The sequence below is a fragment of the Tamaricihabitans halophyticus genome (assembly GCF_004340875.1).
In the GTDB taxonomy this organism is placed as follows: domain Bacteria; phylum Actinomycetota; class Actinomycetes; order Mycobacteriales; family Pseudonocardiaceae; genus Tamaricihabitans; species Tamaricihabitans halophyticus.
Window position 1 is genome coordinate 404,485 of the sequence record NZ_SLXQ01000002.1, and the last position, 26,144, is coordinate 430,628.

Sequence of the window (26,144 nt, forward strand, 5' to 3'; positions counted from 1 at the left end):
GTAGTAGGGCTTTCTTGCGGGGGAAGTCGAAACAAGTGAGGGAGAGAAGGGTCATGACCGAGACCGTCGGGGCCGCGGCGAACACCGCGTCAGGGGACGAGAGCGGCGATGCCGCGGTGGGTGAAGGCGGGACGGCCCGCCGGGGCCTGCGGGTGGAGCGCGTGTTCACCACCGAAGGCGTGCATCCCTACGACGAGGTGACCTGGGAGCACCGCGACGTCGTGATGACCAACTGGCGGGACGGTTCGGTCAACTTCGAACAGCGCGGCGTGGAGTTCCCGGATTTCTGGTCCGTGAACGCGGTCAACATCGTGACCAGCAAGTACTTTCGCGGCGCCGTCGGAACCGCGCAGCGGGAGAGTAGCCTGCGTCAGCTGATCGACAGGGTGGTGAACAGCTACGTGCGCGCGGGGACGCTGCACGGCTACTTCGCCACCGATGCGGACGCCGAGGTGTTCCAGCACGAACTCACCTGGATGTTGCTGCACCAGTACTTCAGCTTCAACTCGCCGGTGTGGTTCAACGTGGGAACCAGTTCGCCGCAGCAGGTCAGCGCCTGCTTCATCCTGTCGGTGGACGACACCATGGAATCGATCCTCAACTGGTACAAGGAAGAGGGGCTGATCTTCAAGGGCGGCTCCGGTGCCGGGCTGAACCTGTCCCGCATCCGGTCCTCCAAGGAACTGCTTTCCTCCGGCGGCACGGCATCCGGTCCGGTCTCGTTCATGCGCGGCGCGGACGCGTCCGCGGGGACGATCAAATCCGGTGGTGCCACCCGGCGCGCCGCGAAGATGGTCGTCCTGGATGTGGATCACCCGGACGTCGAGGAGTTCATCGAGACCAAGGCGAAGGAAGAGGAGAAGATCCGCATCCTGCGGGATGGCGGCTTCGATATGGACCTCGGTGGTCGGGACATCACCTCGGTCCAGTACCAGAACGCGAACAACTCGGTGCGGGTCTCCGATGAGTTCATGCGCGCGGTCGAGCGCCGGTCCGAGTTCGGGCTGCGGTCCAGGACCACCGGCGAGCCCGTGGACACGGTGGACGCCAAATCGCTCTTCCAGAAGATGGCCAAGGCCGCTTGGGAGTGCGCGGACCCCGGGCTGCAGTACGACGACACGATCAACGACTGGCACACCAACCCGGAGACAGGTCGGATCACCGCGTCGAACCCGTGCTCGGAGTACATGAGTCTGGACAACTCGTCCTGCAACCTCGCATCGCTGAACCTGCTGAAGTTCCTGCGTGACGACAGCAGTTTCGACAGCGCGAAGTTCGTCAAGGCGGTGGAGTTGGTGATCACCGCGATGGACATCTCGATCTGCTTCGCGGACTTCCCGACCGAGCCGATCGGCGACACCACCCGGCGGTTCCGGCAGCTGGGTATCGGCTACGCGAACCTTGGCGCGCTGCTGATGGCCACCGCGCGTGGTTATGACTCGGACAGCGGGCGCTCGCTGGCCGCGGCGATCACCTCACTGATGACCGGCACCGCGTACCGCAGGTCCGCCGAACTCGCCGCCGCCGTCGGTGCGTACGACGGCTATGCCCGCAATGAGGAGGGGCACAAGCGCGTGATGCGCAAGCACGCCGCCGCCAACGACTCGGTGCGTGTGGTCAACCCGGATGAGCGCGCGGTGCTCACCGCCGCGAGTGAGCAGTGGCACGAGGGGTTGCGGATCGGCGAGCAGCACGGCTGGCGCAACGCGCAGGCCAGCGTGCTCGCCCCGACCGGAACCATCGGGTTCATGATGGACTGCGATACCACCGGTATCGAGCCAGACTTCTCCCTGGTGAAATTCAAGAAGCTGGTCGGCGGCGGTTCGATGCAGATCGTGAACCAGACGATCCCGCGGGCCCTGCGGAACCTGGGTTACGTGGAGGAGTCCGTCGAGGCCATCGTCGAGTACATCGCCGAGCACGGTCACGTGGTCGACGCGCCCGGGCTGCGCCCCGAGCACTACGAGGTGTTCGACTGCGCGATGGGCGAGCGGTCGATCGCGCCGATGGGTCACGTGCGGATGATGGCCGCCGTACAGCCGTTCCTTTCCGGTGCCATCTCCAAGACCGTGAACATGCCGGAAGCCGCGACCATCGAAGATGTTGAGGAGATCTACTTCGAGGGCTGGAAGCTCGGGCTCAAGGCTCTGGCCATCTACCGGGACAACTGCAAGGTCGGCCAGCCGCTTTCGGTACACAAGAGCGGTTCGGACGAGCCGGAGAAGGTCGTGGAGTACCGGCCGGTGCGTAAGCGGCTGCCCAAGAAGCGGCCGAGCCAGACCATCTCCTTCACCGTTGGTGGCGCGGAAGGCTATCTGCACGCCGGCGAATACCCGGACGACGGCCTCGGTGAGGTCTTCGTCAAGCTGGGTAAGCAGGGATCCACGCTCTCTGGCGTGATGGACGCCTTCTCGATGTCCATTTCGGTCGGTCTGCAGTACGGCATCCCGCTGGAGTTCTACGTTTCGAAGTTCCAGAACCTGCGTTTCGAACCGGCTGGGATGACTGACGACCCAGACGTTCGGATGGCGACCAGCGTGCTGGACTACCTGTTCCGGCGACTCGCGTTGGACTACCTGCCGTACGAGAAGCGGGCCCAGCTCGGCATTTTCACCGCCGCGGAACGTACCGCGCAGGTGGCGGAGGACTACTCCACCGAACAGTCCGCTGTAGACATTGATGGGCTGCGCGGTTCGGTCGATGCCACGCCGAGCAAGGAGATCTCGTCGGCCGAGTCGGCTGGGGACGATCAGGAGGTTGGCAGTTCGACCGAGTTGCTCGAGCTCCGGCTCGGCAAAGCCGCCGATGCGCCACTGTGCATGACCTGTGGCACCAAGATGCGCCCAGCGGGTTCCTGCTACGCCTGTGAGGGCTGTGGCGCCACCTCGGGCTGCAGCTGATAGCAGCAGGTTTTAGGGTGGGCGCCGGTAAACCAGCCGGCGTCCACCCTGACCTGCCGAGTTCCTTGGGGTCCGTTCTGGACAGAATGCGACGGCTTCTCGGTCAGTCTGCGGGCAGCGTGGTGCGCAACCGGCGAATCGTACGCAGGGCTTCCGTGCGGTGCTTTGCGGATTTCAACCAGGCCGGCAGTCGTTCAACGAGGCTCATCGAACCGCGATAGGCGCCGCGTTCCCGTAGTCGCGCGGCCAGATAGGACTCGAGTAGCGCGAGATGCTCGGCGTTGTACGCCCACAGAACGTTCCCGCCGCAGCACTCCGCGCGCAGCCACAATGGCAGCCCGAAGTATGGATCATCGGGCCCGTTCAGCTCCGGCACGATCCAGTAGTTGTCGTGCCGCGGCGCGGTCCAACCGGCGGTGTGGCCACAGCCCAGACAACTAAGCCTGCGGTGCGGGTTGGAAGGCCCGGGCCGTGCCGTCGTGGTCGGCTCAGGGAGTACCGAAGCGCAGCCGGCGCATTTCGGGCACCGCACCAGTATCCGGTCGGCATACCGCCATAACCGGACCAGCGGGTCGGTAAACCGGTCCGACTGGCCGTCGCTGGTCTCGGTCATCCTGCTTCCCGTAAGTGGCCGCGCCCGCGCTACCCGGGTATGCCGATTCCCTTGGACAGCCGATCGCGCAGACCGACCGCCGCGAGCAGGCAGTTGGCCAGCTCTTGTGGTGTGGACAGGAAAGGGGAGTGGTCGGCTTCGAGTTGGTAGACGGCAAGGCAGGGCAGCATCGCGTGCATCATACGCTGCGCGGCCAGCTCGAGTGCCCGATCGTGCAAGCACTCCACATAGGCCCTGGCGACCGAGCCGAACCGGCCATTGCTCTGCGCGACATCCGGGCCCGCTTCGGCCGCGGAAGGCGGGCCGGCAGGTTCGGGAACCAGTCTCTCCGCCGCCCAGCTCGCGTCCTCGGCGCCGCATCGGTTGAACAGCACGGACTCCGGATCGCGCACCGTCATCGTGTTCGTCTCAGCGTCCTCGACGATCCGGCTGGTCAGCGCCTGGCCGGCGAACTCGGGTGGCACTGTCCCGTTGGGCAACAAGAACGCGCTGACGTAGACCAGCAGGTGCACCAGATCGGGCCGCAGCTGGGCCAGTTTCGATATCACCATCCCGGACGAGCTGTGGCCGACCAGTACGACCGGTTCCGCGCACTGTTTGAGCAGGGCAAGCAACTCATTGAAGGAGGCGCGGTCCGGGGTGTGCACCGTATGCCCGGCATCCCGAAGCGACGGCACGACGCGTTCCCAGCACCACGCGCCATGCCAGCGGGCATGGACCAGCACGAAAGTCGTCATGAGCGGTCGCCCGGCGGATAAATGTGCATATCCCACAGATTATCTATGCATTTTGCACAGGTCAACCTGTCATGATGGTGCTATGGCAGGTGAACGTACGGTCGACGCGACCGGTGCGGAGCCGGGCGGTGGGCCAGAACTGTTTCGGTTAGTGCGGTTCTGGGCGCGTCGCTGGGCCAGTCAGGTCGCGGTCGATGCGGCTGGTGCCGCGGAAGTCGCGCATGTGCATGTGGTCGAGGCGGTGCATTCGGCCGCGTACGGCCGGGACGTCGAGGTGGCCGTGCCCGAGGTCGCGCATCAGCTTGGCGTGGATCGTTCCGTGGCGAGCAGGATGGTCAGCGCGGCAGCCGCGGCCGGGTACGTACACAGGCAAGCCTCGGCCTCGGATGCGCGGCGGATCGGCGTGCGCCTGACCGAAACCGGTAGGGAGCTGCTGGCCGCCGCATACCGCTGGCAGCAGGAGACCTTCGATAATCTCGTGGCCGGCTGGGAGCCGGCCGATGCCAGCCGGTTCGCTGGGTACCTCCGCAGACTTGCCGACGAACTCCTCGAATCGCCCAGCTGACGTCGACCGCGAGCTGCCTCAGTCGGACAGTGTTCGCCAGAGGAACTCGAAGGCCAGCGCCCATTTGAACGCGAGCTGCGCGTTGTCCGCGGCCGCCCCGTGGCCACCTTCGATATTCTCGTAGTACTCGACCGGATGGCCTTGGGCACGCAGCAACGCCACCATCTTGCGGGCATGTCCCGGATGAACCCGGTCGTCCCGTGTGGACGTGACGAACAGGGTTGGCGGATACGACCGGTCCGGTCGCGCATTGTGATATGGTGAGTACTCGCGTAGAAATGCCCAGTCCGCCTCGTCATCCGGGTCGCCGTACTCGGCCATCCAGGACGCGCCGGCAAGCAACTGGTGATAGCGGCGCATATCCAGCAGCGGCACCTGGCAGACGATCGCGCCGAACCGCTCCGGGTAGCTGGTCAACATGACGCCCATCAGCAAGCCGCCATTGCTGCCGCCCTGGATGCCGAGCTGCTCCGGCGTGCTGATCCCACGTCGTACCAGATCATCGGCCACGGCCGCGAAGTCGGCGTACGCGCGTGGCCGGTTCTCCCGCAACGCGCTGGTATGCCATTGCGGGCCGTACTCTCCGCCGCCGCGGATATTGGCGATGACGTAGGTGCCGCCGTTGGCGAGCCAGCCACTGCCGATCACCCCGCTATAGGAAGGGGTGAGCGCGATTTCGAACCCGCCGTAGCCGGTGAGCAGGGTCGGTCCGGCGCCGTGCTCCTTGCCGACGACAAAGTAGGGAACCTTGGTCCCGTCCGCGGATTCGGCGAAGTACTGGCGGACCGCGATCCCGGTGGCGTCGAAGGCCGCCGGTGCGCGTTTGAGCGTTTCGGTCGCGCCGCCGATATGTCCGTACCGGAGCTCGGCTGGTGTGGTGAAACCGCTGATATTGAGCAGGTATTCGTCACTGTTGTCCGGATCGGTGCCGATTATCGTGGCGCTGGCGTGCTCGTCCACTCCGCCTAGCGGTTCCTGTGACCACCCGTCATCAGACGGGGTGAGTACCTTCATCCGGCTCTGTACATCGGAAAGCAGGCTCAGCACCAGATGGTTCCGCGTCCACACGTGACCGTCCAATGAGGTATGCGCATCGGGCTCGAAGAGCACGGTGAGGTCACGGCCGCCAGCGAGGTAGTCGACGACTCTGGCCGCGAGCAGCACGCCGGCCGGGTAGTCCGTGCCCTGCACAGACCATGGCGCGCGGGTGCGGATCAGCAGCCATTCCCGATGCACGTCAATGTCCGCATCGGTGGGCACGTCGATGCGGACGAGTTCACCGCCAGGCTCGCGCAGGTAGTTCTCATCGTTGTGGAAGTCAAGCGCACGGCGCACGAAGTCGCGCTGGTATCCGGGCGTCGAATCGTGCATCGCGAATACCGCGACATCTTCGGGCTTTCCCTCGAAAAGGGTCTGCGCCTCGGCGAGTGGCGTGCCGCGTCGCCATTCCTTGGCGATCCTGGGATACCCGGAGTTGGTGCGGGAACCCTCGCCGAAGTCCGTGCCCACGAAGATGCGATCCTCGTCGATCCAGCTCACCGAGCTTTTCGCTTCGGGTAGCTGGAATCCGTCCGGTACGAAGGTTCGAGTGTCCATATCGAACTCGCGAACGACGCTGGCGTCAGCGCCACCCCTGGACAGTTCCACGAGGCAGCGGCGGAAGCTGGGCCGCAGTACCGTCGCGCCCTGCCACACCCAGTTCTCGCCTTCCTGCTCGGCGAGCGCGTCCACATCGATCAGCACCTGCCAGTCCGGCTGGTCCTTGCGGTACTCGTCGAGAGTCGTGCGGCGCCAGAGGCCACGGGGGTGGTCGGCGTCCCGCCAGAAGTTGTAGAGATAGTCGCCGCGCCGGCGCACGTACGGGATGCGGTCGTCCGCGTCGAGCACCGCACGGATGTCATCGCGAAGCCGCTCGAAGCGTTCGTTGTGCGTGAGTTCCTCGGTGGACTCGGCATTGCGGGCGCGGACCCAGTCGAGCGAGGTGTCGCCGGTGACGTCCTCGAGCCAGCGGTACGGGTCGGTGTCGGCGTGCGTATCGGTCACATATCGAGTCTGCCAGTTCGGTTGGGCCGGCCGGCCGCCGCCCACTTGCGGGATTGACAGCCGGCCTGGTCGAGACAACAGTGCGATTGGACACATTTCAGCTCAGTCGCCTGGGGGTTTCGTGCGGGCTTCGCGAATGGCCGCTACGGCCGCGGTTCTGCTGGCGCCATTACTCGTTGGCACGGTGCTCGCCCCGGGCTTGGGAGCCACGGCGGCCACGTCTCCGGCGGCGTCAGCCCAGCAGGCGCCGCCGCAGCGGCCGGTGTTCAAGGATGGCGAGGCGCAGCCGGTGTTCGATCCGAAGAACGTCGTGCGCGAGGAGCTGTTCGTGCGAGCGCCGGTGGACAGTGATCGCGACGGCGCCGACGACGAGGTGCACGTGGTAGTGGTGCGCCCGGCTGAGACCAAACGCGGCGTGCGGGTGCCGGTGGTCTACCAGGCAAGCCCGTACTACGCCGGCGGCAATGACGTCGCCAACCATGATGTGGATGTCGAGCTCCACGACCCTGGCGCGCCGGACGACCGGGCGACGAACGGTACTGGCACGACCCTGCGCGCGGCCGAGGATCAGCGGAGGGTCGCCGCTGCCGGTGCGCGAGCGCCGCGAGCCGATATCGGATCGTCCTACGAGGAGTATTTCCTCGCCCGTGGTTTTGCCATGGTCTATGCCGAGTCGCTTGGCACCGGCGAATCCACTGGTTGCCCGACCACCGGTGGGCGAAACGAGACCATTGGCGCGCGTTCGGTTATTGACTGGCTTGGCGGTAGGGCAAGCGCCCGCGACAGCACGGGTAAGAAGGTCAAGGCGAACTGGACGACCGGCAAGACCGGGATGATGGGCGTGTCCTACAACGGAACCCTGCCCAACGCCGTCGCGTCCACCGGTGTACCGGGACTGGAGGCCATCGTGCCGATCGCCGCGATCTCCAGTTGGTATGACTACTACCGTGCCGACGGCGCGGTAGTGGCACCCGGTGGGTTCCAGGGCGAGGACGCCGATGTGCTTGCCAAGTACGTGCACACCCGGGCGGACCGTGCGGTGTGCCAACCGGTGATCGACGAGTTGGCGGCTGAACAGGATCGCTCGACGGGCGACTACAGCGAGTTCTGGGATGAGCGGAACTACCTCAACGACGTGGACAAGGTTCGGGCCGGCGTGCTCGCCGTACACGGATTGAACGACTGGAATGTGAAGACCAAGCAGGCTGCCCAGTGGTACGAGGCACTGGCCGACAACGGAGTCGACCGCAAGATCTGGCTACATCAGGGAGCGCACGTCGATCCGGCATCGGTCCGGCCGAAGGAATGGCATCGCACACTGAACCGATGGTTCTCCCATTTCCTTTACGGCCTGGACAACGGCGTCACCGACGAGCCAAAGGCGACGCTGCAGCGCGCTGACGAGTCTTGGGTGGACGAACCGGACTGGCCCTCGGTGCAGGCGCAGGACGCGCGGGTCTATCCGTGGCCGGGCGGGACCGGGCGCGGCGCGCTCGATCCACGGTTCGGGGTCCCTGGCTCGCCGAGCGTCGAGCGGTTGGCTGACGACGCCACGCAGACCGTGGACGAGCTGGTTGACCTGGCACGTTCCGGGAACCGGCTCAGCTACGTCAGTGCTCCCGCCCGTAGCGACCTGCGGCTCAGTGGAACGCCGCGGGCACGCCTGCGGATCGCGTTCGACCGGCCAGCGGCGAACGTGACCGCGGTGCTCGTGGACCGCGCGCCAGATGGCTCCAGCAAGATCATCACGCGCGGCTGGACGGATCCACAGAACCGCGATGGCGCGGACCGCACTGAACCAATTGAACCGGGTGAGTCCTACGATCTTTCGGTCGAGCTACAACCGCAGGACTATGTGCTGCCCAAGGGGAACCGGCTGGAGTTCGCGCTGGTTTCCAGTGACCACGACTACACCCTGCGGCCGAAACCAGGCGCAGGGCTGGCGATGACACTGAACGCGAGCAACGTGACGCTGCCGGTGGTGGGCGGCCCGGCCGCGCTGCGGAACGCGATCCAGCGCTAGCCACTGAGCGCTGGGGGCAGGGACGCTACGTAGATCGCTGCCGGATTGCCCGGCGACCAGTCCGGCAGCGGGTCGATCGTGTCTATCTTGAGGAAACCGTGCTTCTCCCAGAACGCCCGGGTAGCCCGGTACGGTTCGTACCCGGCGCCCGCGTCCAGCGTCTTGACCTCGATCAGGCGCAGACCGTCTTCGGACAGTTCGCCCAACACCCGGTCCAACAGCCAACTTCCGACACCGTGACCGCGTCGCGATGCCGTGATGGCGAACCAGAGGATCTCCGCGGCATGCGCGAACCGCCGCTCGACGATCGCGAACCCGACCGGTGTCCTGCCGTCCACGGCGAGCCATGTCGAATGGGCCAACAGGTCCGCGGCAACCTTGTCGGGTACGTCCTCGGTGAAGTATTCGGGCAGTCCCCGCACGATCGCGACACAATCGCCAGCGTCAGCGGGTTTCGCCCTGCGCACGGCCAGCACGCCGCGATCGTCGCAGCGGTCGGTCCAGCCCGGCAAATGGTTTTCGCGCACGGCAAGGCAGTTGTCCACACGCGAGCGAACTGTCCACAGTTGGCGCATTGAGGAGTGCCGAACAGGTCTTCGCCCCGCATCGTGGAGCCATGACGACTTCGCCAACACCACCAGCGTCCCCGACGCCGCCAGCCCTCAATGAGCCAACCGGCAGTGATCGAGTCACCCTTCGCGAGCCGGGCGAGATCATCGCCGCCACCGGGTACTTGCTCGGCTTCCATCCGACAGAGTCGGTCGTGCTCCTCGGCCATACCAGTGCGGAGCGTGGTCGAATCGGGATGAGCATGCGGGCCGATTTGCCGGTCGCGGCAGCCGAGGGGGAGCTGGTCGAATACCTCTGCGATGTGCTGGCCACCCAACTGGCCACCCAGGAAGTCTCGGCCATCACCGTCGTCGTGGTCGGTGGCCTCGGCGATCGTCCGCAGGGCAGGCGTTCGCCGCCACGCGGACGGCTGATCAAACGACTGCGCCATGCCTTCGAGGGGCTAGGGCTCCCGCTCCTCCATGCACTGTGGACGGCCCGCGTGACCAAGGGGGCGCGGTGGCGGTGCTACCAGGACGCGGATTGCACGGGCACGCTGCCGGACCCGGACAGTTCGGTCGTCGCCGCGACGACCGCCGCGCGGGGCAGGGTGACCTACAAGCACCGGCAGGAACTCGTAGACAGTCTCCGCGCCGATCCAGCCGAAGCGCTGGACAGGCGAGCGGCGTTGATCGGCGAGCGAATGTCCACGATGGATTCGACGAGTGAGTCGGCCGAGGTCACGGCGGCCCGGGGGCGCAAAGCCGTCCTTGAGGCACTGAATGCTGAGGAGAACGGCCAGCCGCGCCGGCACGATGACCTCATCGCCGAACTGGCCATGGCGCTGGCACAGACGGCGGTCCGGGACTGGTGCTTACACACCGCCGTGCCCGTGGACAGCCTGCGCGCCCTGGCAGCGGAGCGTCTCTGGACATGGCTGACCAAGTCGACCCCGGCTCCGGAACGTGCCGAACCGGCGTGTCTACTCGGTTACGCGGCCTACGTTCGAGGTGATGGAGCATTGGCACGAGTCGCCTTTGAGGCGGCGCTGGACGCGCATCCCGGCCATACGCTGTCCCGACTGCTGATGCGGGCACTTGAGAACGCGTTACCGCCGGAACAGATCGCCGTATTGGCTACCTCTGGTACCCGGCGCGGTGCCACGCCGGGTACCGGGGCCGCGAGTGGGGCCGTCGCCCAGTCAGGCGGGCAGGCGGCTCTGGGTGAATGACCAAGCGTCGCCGACCATCTCCGCGAGTTCGGCGCGCTGGGGCTGCCAGCCAAGCTCGGTGCGGGCCCGTTCACTGGAGGCGACGAGTACGGCAGGGTCGCCGCCGCGCCGTTCCGCCGCGACCGCGGGGATCGGATGTCCGGTGACCTCGCGACAGGTGTCCACGACCTGCCGGTTGGAGAATCCGGTGCCGTTGCCGAGGTTGTAGATCCGGTGTTCCCCCGCGGCTGCCTTGTCCAGCGCCAGCAGATGCGCTTCGGCGAGGTCCGCGACGTGGATGTAGTCCCGTACGCAGGTCCCGTCCTCGGTCGGGTAGTCATCCCCGTAGATCTGGACCTGCTGGCGTTCGCCGGCCGGCACCTGCAGCACGATCGGGATCAGGTGCGTTTCGGTGGTGTGGCGTTCGCCGAAACGCCGGTAGGAGCCAGCGACGTTGAAGTATCGAAGGCTGACCGCGGCAAGGCCGTGCGCGGCCGCATAGGAGGTGATCGCGTGATCGATGGCTAGCTTCGTCGCCCCGTAGGTGTTGGTCGGGCGCGTCGGCGCGGTTTCCCGAATGGGTACCTCATCCGGCTCGCCGTAGACGGCGGCGGTGGACGAGAACACCAGCTTCGGGGTGCCCGTGCGGCGCATCGCTTCGAGGAGGCGCAAGGAGGTAACGACGTTGCCATCCCAGTACTTCGCCGGATCCTGCATCGACTCACCGACCAGGGACTTCGCGGCGAAATGCAGTACGCCGTCGAATCCCTCGGTGAGCAGCGCGGCGGCATCCGTCGCGGCATCGCCCTCGACGAAACGGCAGCCGTCCGGGATGGCGTCCGCGTGGCCGGTAGACAGATCGTCGAGCACGACGACGTCATGCCCGTTCTCGATCAGCCGTGCGGCGCACACACTGCCGATGTAGCCGGCGCCGCCAGTGACCAGCAGCTTCGCCGGAGAGTTGGGGATGGTGTTCACGGTCTTGCCTTTCTCAGGGCCCATCTTTTCGAGGTACTGGCACCGCGTGTTTCGAGGTACTGGCATTGGGCACGGCGGGTGTGTGTCCTAGTAGTACCCCGTGGACCCGACGGATCGTACGCCGGGTCAGCACACCTGGCCCGCGCCGGCCGAGGGCACGGCGGTGAAGGTCCTTGGCGAGCGGTAGCCGGCGCTCCGGAATGCCTCGTACACCGTGCGCTCGATACCGGCCCGTTGATCCTGACGCACCAGCGCGATGGCCGAGCCACCGAATCCGCCACCGATCATCCGAGCCCCGAGTGCTCCCGAGCCGATGGCGGTATCCACCGCAAGGTCGAGTTCAGCGCAGGAGACCTGGTAGTCGTCCCGCAGGCTGACATGTGAGGCGGTCAGCGATCCGCCGATCGCGCTGGTCGAGCCGGATCGAAGGGCAGTGACGACATCGAGCACGCGTTGGTTCTCGGTGACTACATGCCGGGTGAGCGCGGCCAGTTCCGCGGGTAACTCCGCCAGCGCGGCGCCAAGCTGCGCCATAGCGATATCGCGCAGGGCGGGGACGCTGAGGAGTTCCGCCGCTTTCGCGCAGCCGTTGCGCCGGTCGCCGTAGCCGGATTCGATTAGCGCGTGGTTCGACCGCGTGTCGATGACCAGGATTTCCAGGCCCTCGTCGATCGAGCGAAACGGCACCTGTTCCTGCTCGCCGGAGCGTACGTCGAGGAACAGGGCGTGCCCTTCGGTGCAGCACATCGACGCGGTCTGGTCGAGTATCCCGCTTGGCATGCCGACGAACTCGTTCTCCGCGCGCTGTGCCCAGCGGGCGATCGTGGCGCGGCTCGGGCCCGCCGGTACCGACTCTCGTGGTACCGACTCTTGTCGCGCCGTGTCCTGGAGTGCCGAGTCCTGGAGTGCCGAGGGGCCCACGCCGGCGAGACCCAGTAGCGCCAGCGCGACCGCGCATTCCAACGCCGCCGACGAAGACAGTCCGGCACCGGTGGGAACATCGCTGCGCAGGACGAGATCGGCACCGCTGGCGTAGCCGTGGGCGCGCAGCACCCATGCCACCCCGGCAGGGTAGGCGGCCCAGCCGGAAACCGTGCCTGGAACCAGCTCGTCGATCCGCACTGGGGATGCCTGCTGCGCTCGCCCGTCCGAGCCGACGCTGCACAGCGTGAGCATCCCGTCCGAACGGGCTGTCCCCGCCACCGCGATGCGGTGCGGTAAGGCGAACGGCAGTACGAACCCGTCGTTGTAGTCGGTGTGTTCGCCGATCACGTTCACTCGGCCGGGCGCGACCCACACTCCCGCCGGCCGCCGGCCGTGCCGCTCCACGAAAGCGGCACCGACCGTATCGACAAGCGTCATTTGACCTGGGCAAGTACCGCATGCAGCACCGAGGTGCCGACCTCGGTGGAGCGCTGTTCGCCGCGTACCTCGATGCGCTTGGTCGCGGTGTCCAGCTTGCCGATCTCGACGGTACCGCCGGGCACCAGCCCGACTTCCTTGAGCTCGACCATCAGGGCGCTGTCCAGCTGCAGGTGTTCGGCGAGCCGGCGGACCTCGACCTTCCCGCCGCCCCTGCGGGCCACCTCGTCCAGGCGGACCAGGTCGGACTCGATAGGCGGCGCCGGTTGCCCGCCGTCCACGAGCAAGTCGAGCCCGGGGATCGGGTTGCCGTAGGGCGAGGTGGACGGATGGTTGAGCAGCTTCACCAGCTTGCGCTCGACCGCCTCGCTCATCACGTGTTCCCAACGGCAGGCTTCGTTGTGGACCTCTTCCCACTCGAGCCCGATGACGTCGACAAGCAGCCGCTCGGCCAGCCGGTGCTTGCGCATGACCGCGACCGCGAGCTCCCTACCGTGCTCGGTGAGCTGCAGGTGGCGGTCACTGGCCACGATCACGAGACCGTCGCGTTCCATCCGGGCCACGGTCTGGCTGACCGTCGGGCCGCTTTGCTCGAGTCGTTCCGCGATACGCGCGCGCAGCGGAACCATGCCCTCTTCCTCGAGCTCGTAGATGGTCTTCAAGTACATCTCAGTAGTGTCGATGAGATCGTTCACGCCTTATCCCCTTTTGTCGCGGCTGTCCATGGTAGTCGCGGGTCCCGACACTCTCGTCTGCTGATCTCGTTCGGGTGGCCTCGACCAAGGCAGCCGACCGTCCGGGCTGCCGGACCGGGGACCGACCGGCGGATGCCGTGGAAAGACGGCAGGATGTCGGTGTGCGTCCACTGATCACGACTACGGAACTTGCCGGATTGTTGGGTACACCCGAACAGCCAACGTTGCTGGACATTCGCTGGCGGTTGGGCGGACCACCTGGTCACCAAGTTTACAAGCTGGGACATCTTCCCGGCGCGGTGTTCCTCGACATGGACACCGAACTCGCCGGCCCACCGGGCAACGGCGGCCGCCACCCCCTACCGGAGCCGACGATTCTGCAGCGTGCGCTGCGTCGCGCCGGTGTCCGTGCGGACCATCCCGTGGTGGTCTACGACGACGCGGACGGCTCCGCCGCCGCCCGCGCCTGGTGGCTGTTGCGCTGGGCAGGGCATTCGGCGGTCGCTCTACTCGACGGTGGTTACGCGGCGTGGCGAGGGGCTGGGCATGCCGTGACGACGGTGGAGCCGGAGCCCACCCCGGGCGATATCCAGGTGCGCCCTGGCGCGATGCCGGTACTGGATGCCGAACAAGCGGCCGAGCTGGCCACTGCGGAGCATCCGGGGGTGTTGCTGGACGCGCGGGCGGCGCAGCGGTACGCGGGCCACCAGGAGCCGATCGATCCGCGCGCGGGACATATTCCCGGCGCGCGCAACGCGCCGATCAGCGAGCAGGTCGACGCGGCCGGCCACTGGCTGTCGCCAGCAGAGCTCGCCGAACGGTTCGCCACGCTGGGCGTACGCGCCACCGAACCGGTTGGCGCGTACTGCGGCTCCGGGATCACCGCCGCCTCGCTGGTGCTCGCCCTTGAAGTGGCCGGTCACCCCGAACCGGTCGCGCTCTACAGTGGCTCCTGGTCGCACTGGTGCACCGATCCGAACCGGCCGGTCGCCACCGGCGAGACGCCATAACCAGCGCGGGCGGGACGGGCCGAGCCAACCTGGCGCGCGAGAGCGGCTCGGCGGGTTACCGTACCGAACCATGGGTGCACCGGCCGTTGTGTGGGATTCCGAACTGCTTGGCTACGACCTGGGTGGTGAGCACCCGTTCAATCCGGTGCGGCTGGAACTGACCATCCGGTTGGCCAACGCGCTCGGCGTGCTCGATGGGGTCCCGCTGTTGCGGCCCGAACAGGCGCCCGAAGCCGAACTGGAACGGGTACACACGCACGAGTACCTGGAAGCCGTGAAACAGGCGCCGATGGTTGGCTGGGACCTCGAGCACGGCCTCGGCACCACCGACAACCCGGTTTTCGACCAGATGCACTCCGCCTCCGCGCTGGTCGTCGGATCCACCCTGCTCGCGGCCGAACAGCTCGCCAGCGGGAGTGTTACCCGCGCGGTGAGTATCGCCGGTGGGCTGCACCACGCGATGCGCGACCATGCCGCGGGTTTCTGCGTCTACAACGACTGCGCGGTGGCCATCTCCTGGCTGCTGGACAACGGGTTCGACCGGATCGCCTATGTGGATACCGACGTGCATCACGGCGACGGAGTACAGGCCGCCTTCTACGACGACCCGAGGGTGCTGACGATCTCCCTGCACCAGAGCCCGCTGACGTTATGGCCGGGAACCGGCGCCGCCACCGAGATCGGGGCCGGTTCGGCGCAGGGCTACGCGGTCAACGTGCCACTGCCGCCGGGTACCGGCGATGACGGTTGGCTGCGCGCCTTCCACGCGGTCGTGCCCTCCCTGCTCGCCGAGTTCCGCCCGCAGGTGCTGGTGACCCAGTGCGGGGTGGATTCGCATCGCGAGGATCCGCTCGCGGATCTGGCACTGACCGTGGACGGTCACCGGACGATCTACCGAGAACTGCGCGGCCTTGCCGAGGCCCACGCGGATGGTCGCTGGCTGGCCATGGGCGGCGGCGGGTATCAGCTCGTCCGGGTGGTCCCGCGATCATGGACGCATCTGATCGCGACCATGCTCGATCGTGATGTGGCTCCGGACACGCGGCTGCCGGCGAGCTGGGTGGACCCGCTGCGCGCGAACGCGCCGAGTATCCAGTTGCCGACTACCATGAGCGATGGCGGTACGCCGGAGTTTCAGCGGTGGGGAGGTGAGCTGGGCGACTCCGTGGACCGGGCCATCCGAGAAACTCGGCGCGCGGTGTTTCCGTTGCACGGATTGGATCCAGACGATCCACGGGACTAGAACCGGTCGATCGCGAGTCAGCGGGCTAAGCGGATCCACCCGGGAGGAATGTACACAGTGGATAGGTCGGACGAGAAGCGCGATCCGGACGCGGTAGCCGGTTCCGCCGAGCAGCCGGAGCAGGCGGACCAGCGACGGGATCCGTATGACTATCCACGCAGGTGGGAAGCCGATGTCGTACTCGCCGACGGCGGCACGGTGCATCTGCGCCCGATCACCCCGGCCGACCAGGACGCCATCCTTGCCTTCCACGGCCGGCTGTCCGACCGCACTCGATACTTTCGCTACTTCGGCCCTTACCCCCGCATGCCCCAGCGCGATCTCGAACGGTTCACCAATGTGGACCACCATGATCGCGTGGCCTTCGTCGCGCTGCTTGGCGACGACATTGTCTCGGTCGGCCGTTACGAACGGCTTGGCGAGTCCAACCAGGCCGAGGTTGCTTTCGTGGTCGAGGATTCGCACCAGGGCAGGGGACTGGGCTCGATACTGCTCGAACACCTTGCCGCGGCGGCTCGGGAGTGTGGGCTGACCTCCTTCGTCGCCGAAGTGCTCGCGGAGAACCCGCAGATGGTTCGGGTGTTCCGCGAAGCCGGCTATCAGGTCAGCCGCGCGCTCGAGGAGGGCGTGCTGCACCTGGAATTCGATATCGACCCGACCGAGGATTCCCTCGCCGTCGCACGGTCGCGGGAACAGGCTGCCGAGGCACGCAGCGTGTACAACGTGTTGCATCCGCGTTCGGTAGCGGTGATCGGTGCCTCCGCCGATCCAACCAAGGTCGGCTACGCGGTGTTGAGCAACTTGCTGCTCGCTGACTTCGCCGGCCCGGTGTACCCGGTGAATCCGGAACATGTCGCGGTGCGCGGCGTGCGCGCCTACCGGTCCGTTGTGGACATCCCGGATCCGGTTGATCTCGCCGTTGTCGCGGTGCCCGCGGCGAGCATGGACGATGTGCTCGACGGGTGTCTGGCCAAAGGCGTGAAGGCTTTGCTCGTGGTGTCCGCCGGATACGGCGAGACTGGCCCACACGGTCTCCACGAGGAACGGCGGCTGGCCGGCGAGGCAAGGGCACATGGCATGCGCGTGATCGGGCCGAACGCGCTCGGCGTGGTGAACACCAACGGGTCGGTGCGGCTGAACGCGACGCTCGCGCCGAAACTGCCCGCGCGCGGGCGAACCGGATTCTTCTGCCAGTCCGGCGCGCTGGGCACGGCGATTCTCGCGGACGCCGCGGCGCGCGGGCTGGGGCTGTCCACCTTCGTGTCCGCCGGTAACCGCGCGGATGTGTCCGGCAACGACCTGTTGCAGTACTGGGAGACCGATCCGGGCACCGATGTGGTGCTGCTCTATCTCGAATCCTTCGGCAACCCGCGCAAGTTCGCCAGGTTGGCGCGCCGGCTCGGCCGGAGCAAGCCGATCGTGGCGGTGAAATCCGGCCGGCATGCGATCAGTCCCGCGTTGGCGGCCACCTCGGTGCGGGTCGACGAATCCAGCGTGCAGGCACTGTTCGAACAGGCCGGGGTGATTCGGGTTGAGTCGCTAGCCCAGCTGTTCGATACCGCGATGCTACTGGCACACCAACCCCTGCCCACGGGAAACCGCATCGCCATCGTCGGCAACTCGACCGCGATCGCGGTGCTCGCCTCGGACACCGCACTGGCACAGGATCTGGAACTGGCCTGTGATCCGATCGATGTCGGTACGCATGCCGGCCCTGAGGAGTTCGCGACCGCGGTCCGCGAAGCACTCGCGAGATCCGATGTGGACTCCGCGGTCGTGGTGTTCGTACCGCCGGTCGCGGTGCCCGGCACGGCCTATGCCCGTGCTCTACGGGATATCGTCGACGACTACGCGGCCGGTTCGAGCACCCCCAAGCCGATCGTGTCCACCTTCCTTGCCGCGGAAGGCATTCCGAATGAGCTCGCCGTGCATGACGACAGTGGCGCGGTGACCAAGGGCTCGGTGCCGTCCTATCCGAGTCCGGAACGTGCGGTGCTCGCCCTGGCGCGAGTCACCCGATATGCGCGCTGGCGTTCGGCCGAGCAGGGCCGGATCGTGCGGCCAGTCGATACGCACCCAGAACGGGCCCACGAGGTGGTCCGCACGGCCCTGGACACGGCCGAGAGCGGTCCGCACACTGGGAAGCCGGTCCGGATGACCGATGAGCAGGCCCTCGAGTTGCTCGCCGCCTATGGCATCCCGGTTGTGCCGTATCGGGTGGTCTCCAACGAGGCGGAGGCGGTCGCGGCCGCCGATGACTTGGGTTATCCGGTGGCGGTGAAGTCCGCCGACGAGCGGTTACGCAACCGGCCGGATCTGCTCGGCGTGCGGCTGGACCTGGATACCCCGGATGCGGTTCGGGGCGCATATCAGGTGTTGGTATCCGATTCGGCCGCGGACACCGTGTACGTGCAGCGGATGGCGCCGCGCGGGGTTTCCTGCGTGCTCGGACTGCAGGACGACCCATCGTTCGGCAGCCTGATCTCCTTCGGCCTCGGCGGTATCGTGAGCGATCTGCTCGGCGACCGCGCTTACCGTGCGGTCCCGCTCACCGATGTGGATGCGGCCGCGCTGGTGCGCGAGCCGAAGGCGGCACCACTACTGACCGGGTACCGCGGAGATGAACCGGTCGACCTCGGTGCGCTGCGGGATCTGGTGCTGCGCCTTGCCACGCTGGCCGAGGACCAGCCCGAGGTGCGCTGGGTGGCCTTCGAACCCGTACTCGCCTCGCCGGACGGCGCGAACGTGCTCAGCGCACGGATCGGCCTTGGTCCGCCGCCAGCGAGGCCGGACACCGGACCGCGCCGGTTGCGTTCGCTCGACCCGCGTTGACCGACCGAACCGGCGTGCTTGTCCGCCGTTCGTAGTTCGGCCTACCGTGCCGGTATGCCGAAACAGCAGGTATCGCGTAGTCGGGTTATTCCGGCCGCACCGGAGCACATCTTCGCCCTACTGGTGGATCCGGCCAAACATGCGCTTTTCGACGGTTCCGGCACGATCAAGGGCGCGCGCGGCTCGGCCGGCAAACGGCTCACCCTCGGTTCGACCTTCGGCATGGACATGCGGATACTCGCGCCTTATCGGATCACCAACACGGTGGTCGAGTTCGAGGAGAACGTGCTCATCGCCTGGCGGCATTTCTACGGCCACCGCTGGCGCTGGCACCTGGCCGCCCGAGGCCATGGCCAGACCGAGGTCACCGAAACGTTCGACTGGTCGACCGCACGGACCGCGCGGCTGCTCGGCCGCACACAGATCCCGGCACGCAACACCAAGGCGATCGAGCGCAGCCTACGACTGCTCGACGAGCACTTTCGTGCCCAGTGACCGGGTCGCGAGCAAACCCCAGGTTCGCGCGCAACCTTCCACCGGTCCCGTTCCGTCTACCGGGTATGAGACAGCTACGAAATCGCCTCGGGTTGTTCGCGGGTGCCAGCATGGTGGTCCTGCTCGGCGCCGCCTGCGCGACTGGCCAGGACCAATCCGTCGAGCCGCGTGCCGGCCAGGCCAGCGAAGACCATCCAGCCGATGGCCAGGGCGGCACCAATCAGCACGGTGCCGATCCGGGTGGGGCCAATCACGGTGGGACCGACGGCACGAACGACGCGGGCAGCTCGGATGGCGGTGAAGCACCGAGCAGCGACGGAGCCGATCAGGAGGTGCCCGCCGGGGCGAAACCCCTCCCGCAGGGCCAGATCGTGGACGAAGGACCAACCGCGTCGGCGGACCGCAAGCAGGTATGGGTCAGCGGGAATGGCCGCACGATCACCGTGGTCGCCCAGGAAGCCGGCTGCGGCTCGGCCACCGCACGGGTCACCGGGCAGCAGGCCGAGCGGGTCCAGATACGTGCTACCGAGCTCGTGCGGACGGCCCCGGGCATGGCATGCACAATGGACATCCGCTACCCGAAGCTCAACGTTTCGGTGGACGAACCGCTCGGCGAGCGCACCGTGGTGATCGAGCGGACCAAAAAGCGCGTCGATTAACGGAAGCTGATCTGCAGTGTCGGCGCCGAGGTCTCGGCAAAGAAGTCGTTGCCCTTGTCGTCCATCACGATGAACGCGGGGAAGTTCTCGACCTCGATCTTCCAGACCGCTTCCATGCCCAGTTCCGGGTACTCGAGTACATCGACCTTGCGGATGCAGTCCTGGGCGAGCCTGGCGGCCGGTCCACCGATCGAACCGAGATAGAAACCGCCGTGCTCCTGGCAGGCTTGCACTACCGCACTGGACCGGTTGCCCTTGGCGAGCATGACCAGCGAACCCCCAGCGGCCTGAAACTGCGCGACATACGAGTCCATCCGGCCGGCGGTCGTCGGCCCGAATGAACCGGAAGGGTAGCCATCCGGGGTTTTCGCCGGTCCCGCGTAATAGACGGGGTGGTCCTTCAGGTACTGCGGCATCGGCTCGCCGGCCGCCAGCCGCTCGGCGATCTTCGCGTGCGCGATGTCCCTAGCTACCACCAGCGGACCAGTCAGCGAGAGCCGAGTCTTCACTGGGAGCTTGGTGAGCATCGCGCGGATTTCGTCCATCGGCTGGTTGAGATCGACGTGCACCACCTCGTCGGAGAGTTCCTCGTCGTGCACCTCGGGCAAATAGCGGGCCGGGTCGCGCTCCAGCTGTTCGAGGAACACGCCATCGGCGGTGATCTTCGCCTTCGCCTGCCGGTCGGCCGAACAGGACACCGCGATGCCCACCGGGCAGGACGCGCCGTGTCGGGGCAGCCGGATCACCCGGACGTCGTGGCAGAAGTACTTGCCGCCGAACTGCGCGCCAATACCGAACTGCTGGGTCATCTCCAGCACCTGTTGTTCCAGATCGACATCGCGGAACGCGTGCCCGAGCTCGGAACCCTCGCGCGGCAGGTCGTCCAGGTACCGGGCCGAGGCCAGTTTCGCTACCTTCAGGTTGTACTCCGCCGAGGTGCCGCCAACCACGATGGCCAGGTGGTACGGCGGGCAGGCCGCGGTGCCAAGGCCGCGCAGCTTCTCGTCCAGGAACTTGGCCAGTCGAGTGGGGTTCAGTACGGCCTTGGTCTCCTGATAGAGGAACGTCTTGTTCGCGCTGCCGCCACCCTTGGCCATGAACAGAAACTCGTAGCTGGGCGCCGCATCGCCGTCCTTGTGGAACAGCTCGATCTGGGCGGGCAGATTCGTGCCCGTGTTGCGTTCTTCCCAGAAGTTCACCGGAGCCATCTGCGAATAGCGCAGATTCAGCTCCTGGTATGCCTGGAAGATCCCCTTGGCAAGCGCTTCTTCGTCGGTTCCGCCGGTGAGCACCCGCTCGTTGCGCTTGCCCATGACGATTGCCGTGCCGGTGTCCTGGCACATCGGCAGCACGCCCCCCGCGGAAATGCAGGCGTTGCGCAGCAGGTCCATCGCGACGAACCGGTCGTTCCCACTCGCCTCGGGGTCGTCCACGATCGAACGCAGCTGCTCGAGGTGGCTGGTGCGCAGCAGATGCTGGATATCCTTGACCGCCTCGCGCGCGAGTTCGGTGAGGGCTTCCGGGGCGATCCGGAGGAAGCTGCCGGCTGGGGTTTCGACCGTTTCGACCCCATCCGGAGTAAGCAGCCGATACTCCGTCCGAGTGTCCTTGCCGGTGGGCAGCAGTTCGGTGTAGTTGAAGGCGGGTCCGGGGGATGCGGTGGTGGACACGTCAGTTGCTCCCTTGCACATTCGCGCTACTGGGCCTGACGTTACCCGGCACGGGGTTGGCGGTAATTCGGGAGGCCGGACCACCCCGACTGGTCCGACCTCCCGGCGCACGCGCCACGGCCGGGCGGCGATGTCGCGGTGCCGCCCGGTACCGCTGGCGCGGGGCTAGCGGCTCAGCTGGCGTAGGCGCGCAGTCGTTCCGCCCGCTCGCCGTCGCGCAGCTTCGCCATCACCTCGCGTTCGATCTGCCGCACCCGCTCGCGGGACAGACCGAAGTACTTGCCGATGTAGTCCAGCGTGCGCGGCTGCCCATCATTCAGTCCGTACCGCAATCGGATGACGGCCTGCTCGCGCTCGTCCAGCGTGGCCAGTACGCGACGTAGATCGTCTTGCAGTAGCCCGGAAATGACCGCGCTCTCCGCGTCGGTCGCCTCGCCGTCCTCGATGAAATCGCCCAGTGGGGCGTCTTCCTCGGTGCCGACCGGCATATCCAAACTCACCGGATCCCGCGCATGGTCGAGCAGATCGCCGACCTTGTGCTGTGGCAACCCCGATTCGGCTGCCAGCTCCTCGTGCGTGGCCTCCCTGCCGAGCTGCTGATGCAGATCCCGCTTGATCCTGGCGAGCTTGTTCACCTGCTCGACCAGATGCACGGGCAGCCGGATGGTGCGTCCCTGATCGGCCATCCCCCTGGTGATGGCCTGCCGAATCCACCAGGTGGCGTAGGTGGAGAACTTGAAACCCTTCGTGTAGTCAAACTTCTCCACCGCACGGATCAGACCCAGGTTCCCTTCCTGAATCAGGTCGAGCAGCGGCATCCCGCGACCGGTGTAGCGCTTGGCCAGCGATACGACCAGCCGGAGGTTCGCCTCGAGTAGATGCTTCTTCGCCTTGGTTCCGTCCTGGACCAAGGCGGTGAGCTCACCCCTGCGCTCCTTGCTCAAGTCATCGGCGGTGTCCAGCATGTGCTGGGCAAATACGCCCGCCTCGATGCGCTTGGCCAGCTCGACCTCGTCCTGCGCGGTGAGCAGGGCGGTGCGGCCGATGCCATTGAGGTACACGCGAACCAGATCCGCGGCGGGACCCTGCGTGTCCAGATCGGGCTGCTCGGCGGTGGCAGGCGCGGTGGTTACCGTCGTTTCGAACGTTTGCGCTGCCTGCACGGATCGCCGAGTCCGCTGGCTCGGTGGGGTCTCGGACGCGAGGTCGGGCATGTCCTGGATAGTCGTGGCGGTCATCACGGTTGGATCCTCAGTGACCGGCGGACCTTCCACTGTCTGTGGGACGGTCATGTCTCCCTCCCCTGTTGCGAGCTGCCGTTGTCCTGTTACACACCGGTGCTGTTCGCATGCTTGGCGTCTGTGTTCGATCACCCTGTTGTTGGCTCTTCATTCGGCTCAACGCGCACGCCCTCCGAAACGTTCCCGGTCTCTCACTAAGGAGACGCCAGAAACCTTGGCTGGTTGCTCAAGAAAGCCTGAGGTTTTCCTGAGAGTTGGCTCACGAAAGTCGCTTACCGTGCCGAATAATGGTCTAGACCAGTGGTTGATCATCGTTCACGTGTCCATCTTGGACATCGTTGAACGGTTGAGTCCCCCTCGGCGCTAAACCTCGACGAGCACCGTGAACGGTCCGTCGTTGGTGCTGTCTACCAACATCATCGTTCCGAAGCGGCCAGTTGCTACATCCGCGCCACGAGCGCGTAATTCGGTAACGACGGCGGTGACGAGTGGTTCCGCCGCGGCGGGTGGCGCTGCCTCGGTCCAGGACGGTCGTCGACCCTTTCGGGTGTCGCCATAAAGCGTGAATTGGCTGACTACGAGTAATGGTGCGCCGGTAGTGGCGCAGGACTGCTCATCGCGCAGGACGCGGAGTTCATGCAGCTTGCGGGCCATCGTCACGGCCTTTTCCGGCGTGTCTTCGGCGTGAATCCCTAGTAAGACCAGCAGTCCCGGTCCATCGATCGCACCCACGACCTCGTCATCCACCGTGACATGTGCCGCACGCACCCTGCTGACCACGGCCCGCATTCGCCCGTTTCCTCCCTGATCACCCGGTCGGTCGCGGCTGTGATGTTCCCCGCACCCCGGTTCTCCCGCTGACTAGTCAGCCTGTCCGCCTATGCCGTCCGCGGGCAGCAACATGCCGTGCCGTACCAGCTCGCGCACCGCTGGCAGGGTGGCACTGACCAGATCCGTGAGCGGCTCGTCATGCGCGGCGGACAGCAGCGCGAGTAGGTCGCCGAGCGGGAGTGCGCCCCGGCAGCCGGCGAGCAGCGCGCTGGACAGTTCGTCCAGTTCGTGTCGCCAGCCAGGGCCATCCGTGCGGTGTAGCCGGTTGATCGTGGTTCGCCAACCATCCAGCGAGGGTTCCGCGATACGCTCGAGCACCACGCTGTCCGCGACAACGAACCTGGTCGCGAGCAGTTCGTCGGAGGTGGGCACGGTGCGCAGCCAGTCCACCCGATCCAGCCAGCCGGCGGCCTCCGCGCCGAGTGGATCGTCATAGGCGTGCCGCAAATCCTCACAGACGACCGAACTCGCCGCGCCATCCGAATCACCCGCGATCCGGCGCAGCGTGACGAAGCCGAATCCGATTCCTTCCACGTCGTTGGCCGCGAACCAATCCAGCCAGGCGCCCGCTTTTGCCCGTCCTTCCGCCGATCGGGGGTCGATGCCGGCATCCCGCAGCCAGGTTCCGACATACAGCCCGGGATCGGCGACATCGCGCTGGACGAACCAGGCATCCACCCCGCTCGACGGGAGCCAGGAACTCACTCGATCGGCCCAATCCTCGCCGGTCCGATGTAGCCAGGAGGCAAGCAACTGGCCAATACCGCCCGGATTCAGGAAACCGGGCAGTTGCCGGATCACCAACGAGCTCGCATCGTCTCCGGCCAGCCCGGAATCGCGGTAGACGTAGTCCACCTTCGGCGGACCGACGACGAACGGTGGATTGCAGACAATCTGGTCGAACCGGCGGCGGGCCACCGGGGTGAACCATTCGCCGGGCAACAGTTCCACGTCCAGCTGGTTGAGCCGGAACGTCGCCGCGGCCAGGCGCAGCGCGCGTGGCGCCACATCGGTGGCGGTGACCCGCTCGGCATGCCTGGTGGCATGCAGCGCCTGCACGCCGCAACCGGTGCCCACGTCCAGCACGCTGCGCACCGGTCGGCGCGTGGTTGCCCTGACCAAGCTGTGCGAAGCCTGTCCGATGCCAAGCACGTGGTCGGTCGGCACCCGGTCGCCAATCCGGCCGGAGTCCAGATCGGAAATCACCCACCACGAGGAATCCTCATCGGCATGCGGCCGGATATCCACGGCGGCGCGTAGCCGGTCCGCGGTGCCGGTGAGCACCCCATTGGCTACCGCATCGCCCAGCGGCAATGGCCGTAATGCGGCGTCGAGCTCGGTGGCGGTTGCCGTATCCCCGAGCAGAAACACCCGGATCAGCGTGCCAAGGGCACCCGCGTCCGCGACGGCGCGGCGGGCCGGCTCTGGCTCGCCCCTGCCGAGGGCCGCATGTGCCTGTGGACCGAGCGCGTCCAGCACCCCATCCGCGTCATAGCGGTGCTCGAGGAAGGCCGCACGCATCCTTTCGGTCAGCTCGGGCGCGCAGATCCCGCTCTTCAGATCCGGGTACGCGGTCAGATCTGGATGCTCGACGTTGGATGCGGAACGGGCTGCAGGTGTTGGCGGCTTAGTCACGAAGGAATAATCGCACGCCACGCGCCGTAGCTTCCGGACATTCAACGCCGGAAATGCGCCGAATGTATGCCGGAGTACGGTTTGTTCCGGCTGGTCAACGCGCGTGTCGCGGAACCGCTATCCGGGGTGTTCCAGCGTACTGGCTAGTGGCACGATGAATATGTGAAGCTTCGGCATGAGAGTGACCATCCGGGCAATACCGAACAGGAAGCCCCGGTGTTGATCACCGAAGCCGCGCCCTCCTACGACGACGAGTACGCGGCGCGTAAGCGCAAGTATTTCTGGATGATGGGGATGCGGTTTCCCTGTCTGATCCTGGCGGGTGTCTTCTACCACACCTGGTGGCTGGCCCTGGCGTTGATCGTGCTGTCGGTTCCGCTGCCGTGGGTCGCCGTACTGATCGCTAACGACCGGCCGCCGCGCAAGGCGGAGTTCGTCAACAAGTATCAGCGGGAACCGAGGGCGGTCGAAGACGGTACGCACCGCATCGTTGCTGGCGATCGGGACGGCGAGCAGGACTGACCTACCCCGACCGGCGCCTGGCACCAGTGGCGTGCCGTCGTGCACGGGAATGGGGTACGGCAAAATGGACGGCGTGAGTACGGCAACGCAGACGCTTCCCGAGCTGGATACCCGGCCGGAAGGCACCGAGAGCACCGACGACGAGCGCCCGGAAGTCTTTCACTACGTGCGCAAGGACAAGATCGCCGAGAGCGCGGTGATGGGCACGCACGTGGTGGCACTGTGCGGCGAGGTGTTCCCGGTGACCAAATCGGCCAAGCCTGGCTCGCCGGTGTGCCCCGACTGCAAGCGCATCTTCGAGGAGATGCCACCCGGCGGGGACGACGAATAA

The 26,144-nt window shown here is 66.5% G+C and carries 22 protein-coding genes; 11 read left to right on the forward strand and 11 right to left on the reverse strand.

The features are described from left to right. Positions 1-53 precede the first annotated feature (53 nt). Positions 54-2,900 carry a vitamin B12-dependent ribonucleotide reductase gene (locus EV191_RS09475; RefSeq protein WP_132876539.1) on the forward strand — a complete coding sequence of 949 codons (2,847 nt, stop codon included), beginning with the start codon at positions 54-56 and terminating at the stop codon, positions 2,898-2,900. A 103-nt stretch (positions 2,901-3,003) separates the two neighbouring features. Here EV191_RS09475 and EV191_RS09480 read toward each other — a convergent pair whose 3' ends face one another. Continuing rightward, entirely contained in the window at positions 3,004-3,513 is a 510-nt protein-coding gene (locus EV191_RS09480) for a TFIIB-type zinc ribbon-containing protein (protein ID WP_132876540.1), read from the reverse strand. A 29-nt stretch (positions 3,514-3,542) separates the two neighbouring features. After that, entirely contained in the window at positions 3,543-4,250 is a 708-nt protein-coding gene (locus tag EV191_RS09485) for an alpha/beta fold hydrolase (protein ID WP_132876541.1), read from the reverse strand. Between the two features lie 82 nt (positions 4,251-4,332). Here EV191_RS09485 and EV191_RS09490 point away from each other — a divergent pair, with 82 nt between their 5' ends. Then, the gene (locus tag EV191_RS09490; protein WP_132876542.1) at positions 4,333-4,815 is read left to right on the forward strand and encodes a MarR family winged helix-turn-helix transcriptional regulator; all 483 of its coding nucleotides are present in this window, start codon (positions 4,333-4,335) and stop codon (positions 4,813-4,815) included. An 18-nt stretch (positions 4,816-4,833) separates the two neighbouring features. On the opposite strand, the gene EV191_RS09495 is transcribed toward EV191_RS09490, so the two are convergent. Continuing rightward, on the reverse strand, positions 4,834-6,858 hold the full coding sequence (locus EV191_RS09495; protein ID WP_243658846.1) for a prolyl oligopeptidase family serine peptidase: 2,025 nt from the start codon (positions 6,856-6,858) through the stop codon (positions 4,834-4,836). Between the two features lie 136 nt (positions 6,859-6,994). Between EV191_RS09495 and EV191_RS09500 the strand changes: the two genes are divergently transcribed. Next, complete coding sequence (locus EV191_RS09500) at positions 6,995-8,881, forward strand: Xaa-Pro dipeptidyl-peptidase (RefSeq protein ID WP_132876544.1); 1,887 nt, start codon at positions 6,995-6,997, stop codon at positions 8,879-8,881. Here the strand turns inward: EV191_RS09500 and EV191_RS09505 are convergent. Continuing rightward, on the reverse strand, positions 8,878-9,408 hold the full coding sequence (locus tag EV191_RS09505) for a GNAT family N-acetyltransferase (protein ID WP_165912890.1): 531 nt from the start codon (positions 9,406-9,408) through the stop codon (positions 8,878-8,880). The genes EV191_RS09500 and EV191_RS09505 overlap by 4 nt on opposite strands. An 89-nt stretch (positions 9,409-9,497) precedes the next feature. Here EV191_RS09505 and EV191_RS09510 point away from each other — a divergent pair, with 89 nt between their 5' ends. Beyond that, positions 9,498-10,661, forward strand: a complete 1,164-nt coding sequence (locus EV191_RS09510) for a DUF4192 domain-containing protein (protein ID WP_132876546.1) — start codon at positions 9,498-9,500, stop codon at positions 10,659-10,661. Here the strand turns inward: EV191_RS09510 and galE are convergent. The 3 genes from galE to EV191_RS09525 all read right to left on the reverse strand — a co-directional run bounded on the left by galE (position 10,632) and on the right by EV191_RS09525 (position 13,675). Next, positions 10,632-11,642, reverse strand: coding sequence for a UDP-glucose 4-epimerase GalE (gene galE / locus EV191_RS09515; RefSeq protein WP_132876547.1), 1,011 nt, complete (start codon positions 11,640-11,642; stop codon positions 10,632-10,634). The genes EV191_RS09510 and galE overlap by 30 nt on opposite strands. 102 nt (positions 11,643-11,744) lie before the next feature. After that, positions 11,745-12,980, reverse strand: coding sequence for a galactokinase (locus EV191_RS09520; protein WP_132876548.1), 1,236 nt, complete (start codon positions 12,978-12,980; stop codon positions 11,745-11,747). Next, complete coding sequence (locus EV191_RS09525) at positions 12,977-13,675, reverse strand: iron-dependent transcriptional repressor DtxR (protein WP_132876549.1); 699 nt, start codon at positions 13,673-13,675, stop codon at positions 12,977-12,979. The genes EV191_RS09520 and EV191_RS09525 overlap by 4 nt, the downstream gene beginning before the upstream one ends. A 161-nt stretch (positions 13,676-13,836) precedes the next feature. On the opposite strand from EV191_RS09525, the gene EV191_RS09530 reads away from it, so the two are divergent. The 5 genes from EV191_RS09530 to EV191_RS09550 all read left to right on the forward strand — a co-directional run bounded on the left by EV191_RS09530 (position 13,837) and on the right by EV191_RS09550 (position 19,914). Continuing rightward, on the forward strand, positions 13,837-14,685 hold the full coding sequence (locus tag EV191_RS09530) for a sulfurtransferase (RefSeq protein ID WP_132876550.1): 849 nt from the start codon (positions 13,837-13,839) through the stop codon (positions 14,683-14,685). Positions 14,686-14,755: 70 nt separating this feature from the next. After that, positions 14,756-15,928 (forward strand): acetoin utilization protein AcuC, encoded by a 1,173-nt coding sequence (locus EV191_RS09535; RefSeq protein ID WP_132876551.1) that lies wholly within the window; start codon positions 14,756-14,758, stop codon positions 15,926-15,928. Between the two features lie 57 nt (positions 15,929-15,985). Continuing rightward, positions 15,986-18,760, forward strand: coding sequence for a bifunctional acetate--CoA ligase family protein/GNAT family N-acetyltransferase (locus EV191_RS09540; protein ID WP_243658847.1), 2,775 nt, complete (start codon positions 15,986-15,988; stop codon positions 18,758-18,760). A 54-nt stretch (positions 18,761-18,814) separates the two neighbouring features. Next, complete coding sequence (locus EV191_RS09545) at positions 18,815-19,255, forward strand: SRPBCC family protein (protein ID WP_132876553.1); 441 nt, start codon at positions 18,815-18,817, stop codon at positions 19,253-19,255. Between the two features lie 65 nt (positions 19,256-19,320). Further along, complete coding sequence (locus EV191_RS09550; protein WP_132876554.1) at positions 19,321-19,914, forward strand: hypothetical protein; 594 nt, start codon at positions 19,321-19,323, stop codon at positions 19,912-19,914. On the opposite strand, the gene EV191_RS09555 is transcribed toward EV191_RS09550, so the two are convergent. From EV191_RS09555 to EV191_RS09570, 4 genes are all read right to left on the reverse strand, one after another. Next, entirely contained in the window at positions 19,911-21,584 is a 1,674-nt protein-coding gene (locus tag EV191_RS09555; RefSeq protein ID WP_243658848.1) for a fumarate hydratase, read from the reverse strand. The genes EV191_RS09550 and EV191_RS09555 overlap by 4 nt on opposite strands. A gap of 173 nt (positions 21,585-21,757) precedes the next feature. Beyond that, the gene (locus EV191_RS09560) at positions 21,758-22,876 is read right to left on the reverse strand and encodes a sigma-70 family RNA polymerase sigma factor (protein WP_243658849.1); all 1,119 of its coding nucleotides are present in this window, start codon (positions 22,874-22,876) and stop codon (positions 21,758-21,760) included. Positions 22,877-23,188: 312 nt separating this feature from the next. Then, positions 23,189-23,614, reverse strand: a complete 426-nt coding sequence (gene dtd / locus EV191_RS09565) for a D-aminoacyl-tRNA deacylase (protein ID WP_132876556.1) — start codon at positions 23,612-23,614, stop codon at positions 23,189-23,191. Positions 23,615-23,686: 72 nt separating this feature from the next. After that, positions 23,687-25,177: a DUF7782 domain-containing protein gene (locus EV191_RS09570; protein WP_132876734.1), complete on the reverse strand. Its 1,491-nt coding sequence runs from the start codon at positions 25,175-25,177 to the stop codon at positions 23,687-23,689. Positions 25,178-25,453: 276 nt separating this feature from the next. Between EV191_RS09570 and EV191_RS09575 the strand changes: the two genes are divergently transcribed. Both EV191_RS09575 and EV191_RS09580 read left to right on the forward strand, forming a co-directional pair. Continuing rightward, a complete protein-coding gene (locus EV191_RS09575) occupies positions 25,454-25,813 on the forward strand; it encodes a DUF3099 domain-containing protein (protein WP_132876557.1) in 360 nt (119 codons plus the stop codon). A 64-nt stretch (positions 25,814-25,877) separates the two neighbouring features. Beyond that, a complete protein-coding gene (locus EV191_RS09580; RefSeq protein ID WP_132876558.1) occupies positions 25,878-26,144 on the forward strand; it encodes a DUF3039 domain-containing protein in 267 nt (88 codons plus the stop codon).

Coding starts and splice junctions, on each gene's coding strand:
- EV191_RS09475 (WP_132876539.1), top strand. CDS start 54: ATGACCGAGACCGTCGGGGCCGCGGCGAACACCGCGTCAGGGGACGAG.
- EV191_RS09480 (WP_132876540.1), bottom strand. CDS start 3,513: ATGACCGAGACCAGCGACGGCCAGTCGGACCGGTTTACCGACCCGCTG.
- EV191_RS09485 (WP_132876541.1), bottom strand. CDS start 4,250: ATGACGACTTTCGTGCTGGTCCATGCCCGCTGGCATGGCGCGTGGTGC.
- EV191_RS09490 (WP_132876542.1), top strand. CDS start 4,333: ATGGCAGGTGAACGTACGGTCGACGCGACCGGTGCGGAGCCGGGCGGT.
- EV191_RS09500 (WP_132876544.1), top strand. CDS start 6,995: ATGGCCGCTACGGCCGCGGTTCTGCTGGCGCCATTACTCGTTGGCACG.
- EV191_RS09510 (WP_132876546.1), top strand. CDS start 9,498: ATGACGACTTCGCCAACACCACCAGCGTCCCCGACGCCGCCAGCCCTC.
- galE (WP_132876547.1), bottom strand. CDS start 11,642: ATGGGCCCTGAGAAAGGCAAGACCGTGAACACCATCCCCAACTCTCCG.
- EV191_RS09520 (WP_132876548.1), bottom strand. CDS start 12,980: ATGACGCTTGTCGATACGGTCGGTGCCGCTTTCGTGGAGCGGCACGGC.
- EV191_RS09535 (WP_132876551.1), top strand. CDS start 14,756: ATGGGTGCACCGGCCGTTGTGTGGGATTCCGAACTGCTTGGCTACGAC.
- EV191_RS09545 (WP_132876553.1), top strand. CDS start 18,815: ATGCCGAAACAGCAGGTATCGCGTAGTCGGGTTATTCCGGCCGCACCG.
- EV191_RS09550 (WP_132876554.1), top strand. CDS start 19,321: ATGAGACAGCTACGAAATCGCCTCGGGTTGTTCGCGGGTGCCAGCATG.
- EV191_RS09560 (WP_243658849.1), bottom strand. CDS start 22,876: ATGACCGTCCCACAGACAGTGGAAGGTCCGCCGGTCACTGAGGATCCA.
- dtd (WP_132876556.1), bottom strand. CDS start 23,614: ATGCGGGCCGTGGTCAGCAGGGTGCGTGCGGCACATGTCACGGTGGAT.
- EV191_RS09570 (WP_132876734.1), bottom strand. CDS start 25,177: ATGCGTGCGGCCTTCCTCGAGCACCGCTATGACGCGGATGGGGTGCTG.
- EV191_RS09580 (WP_132876558.1), top strand. CDS start 25,878: ATGGACGGCGTGAGTACGGCAACGCAGACGCTTCCCGAGCTGGATACC.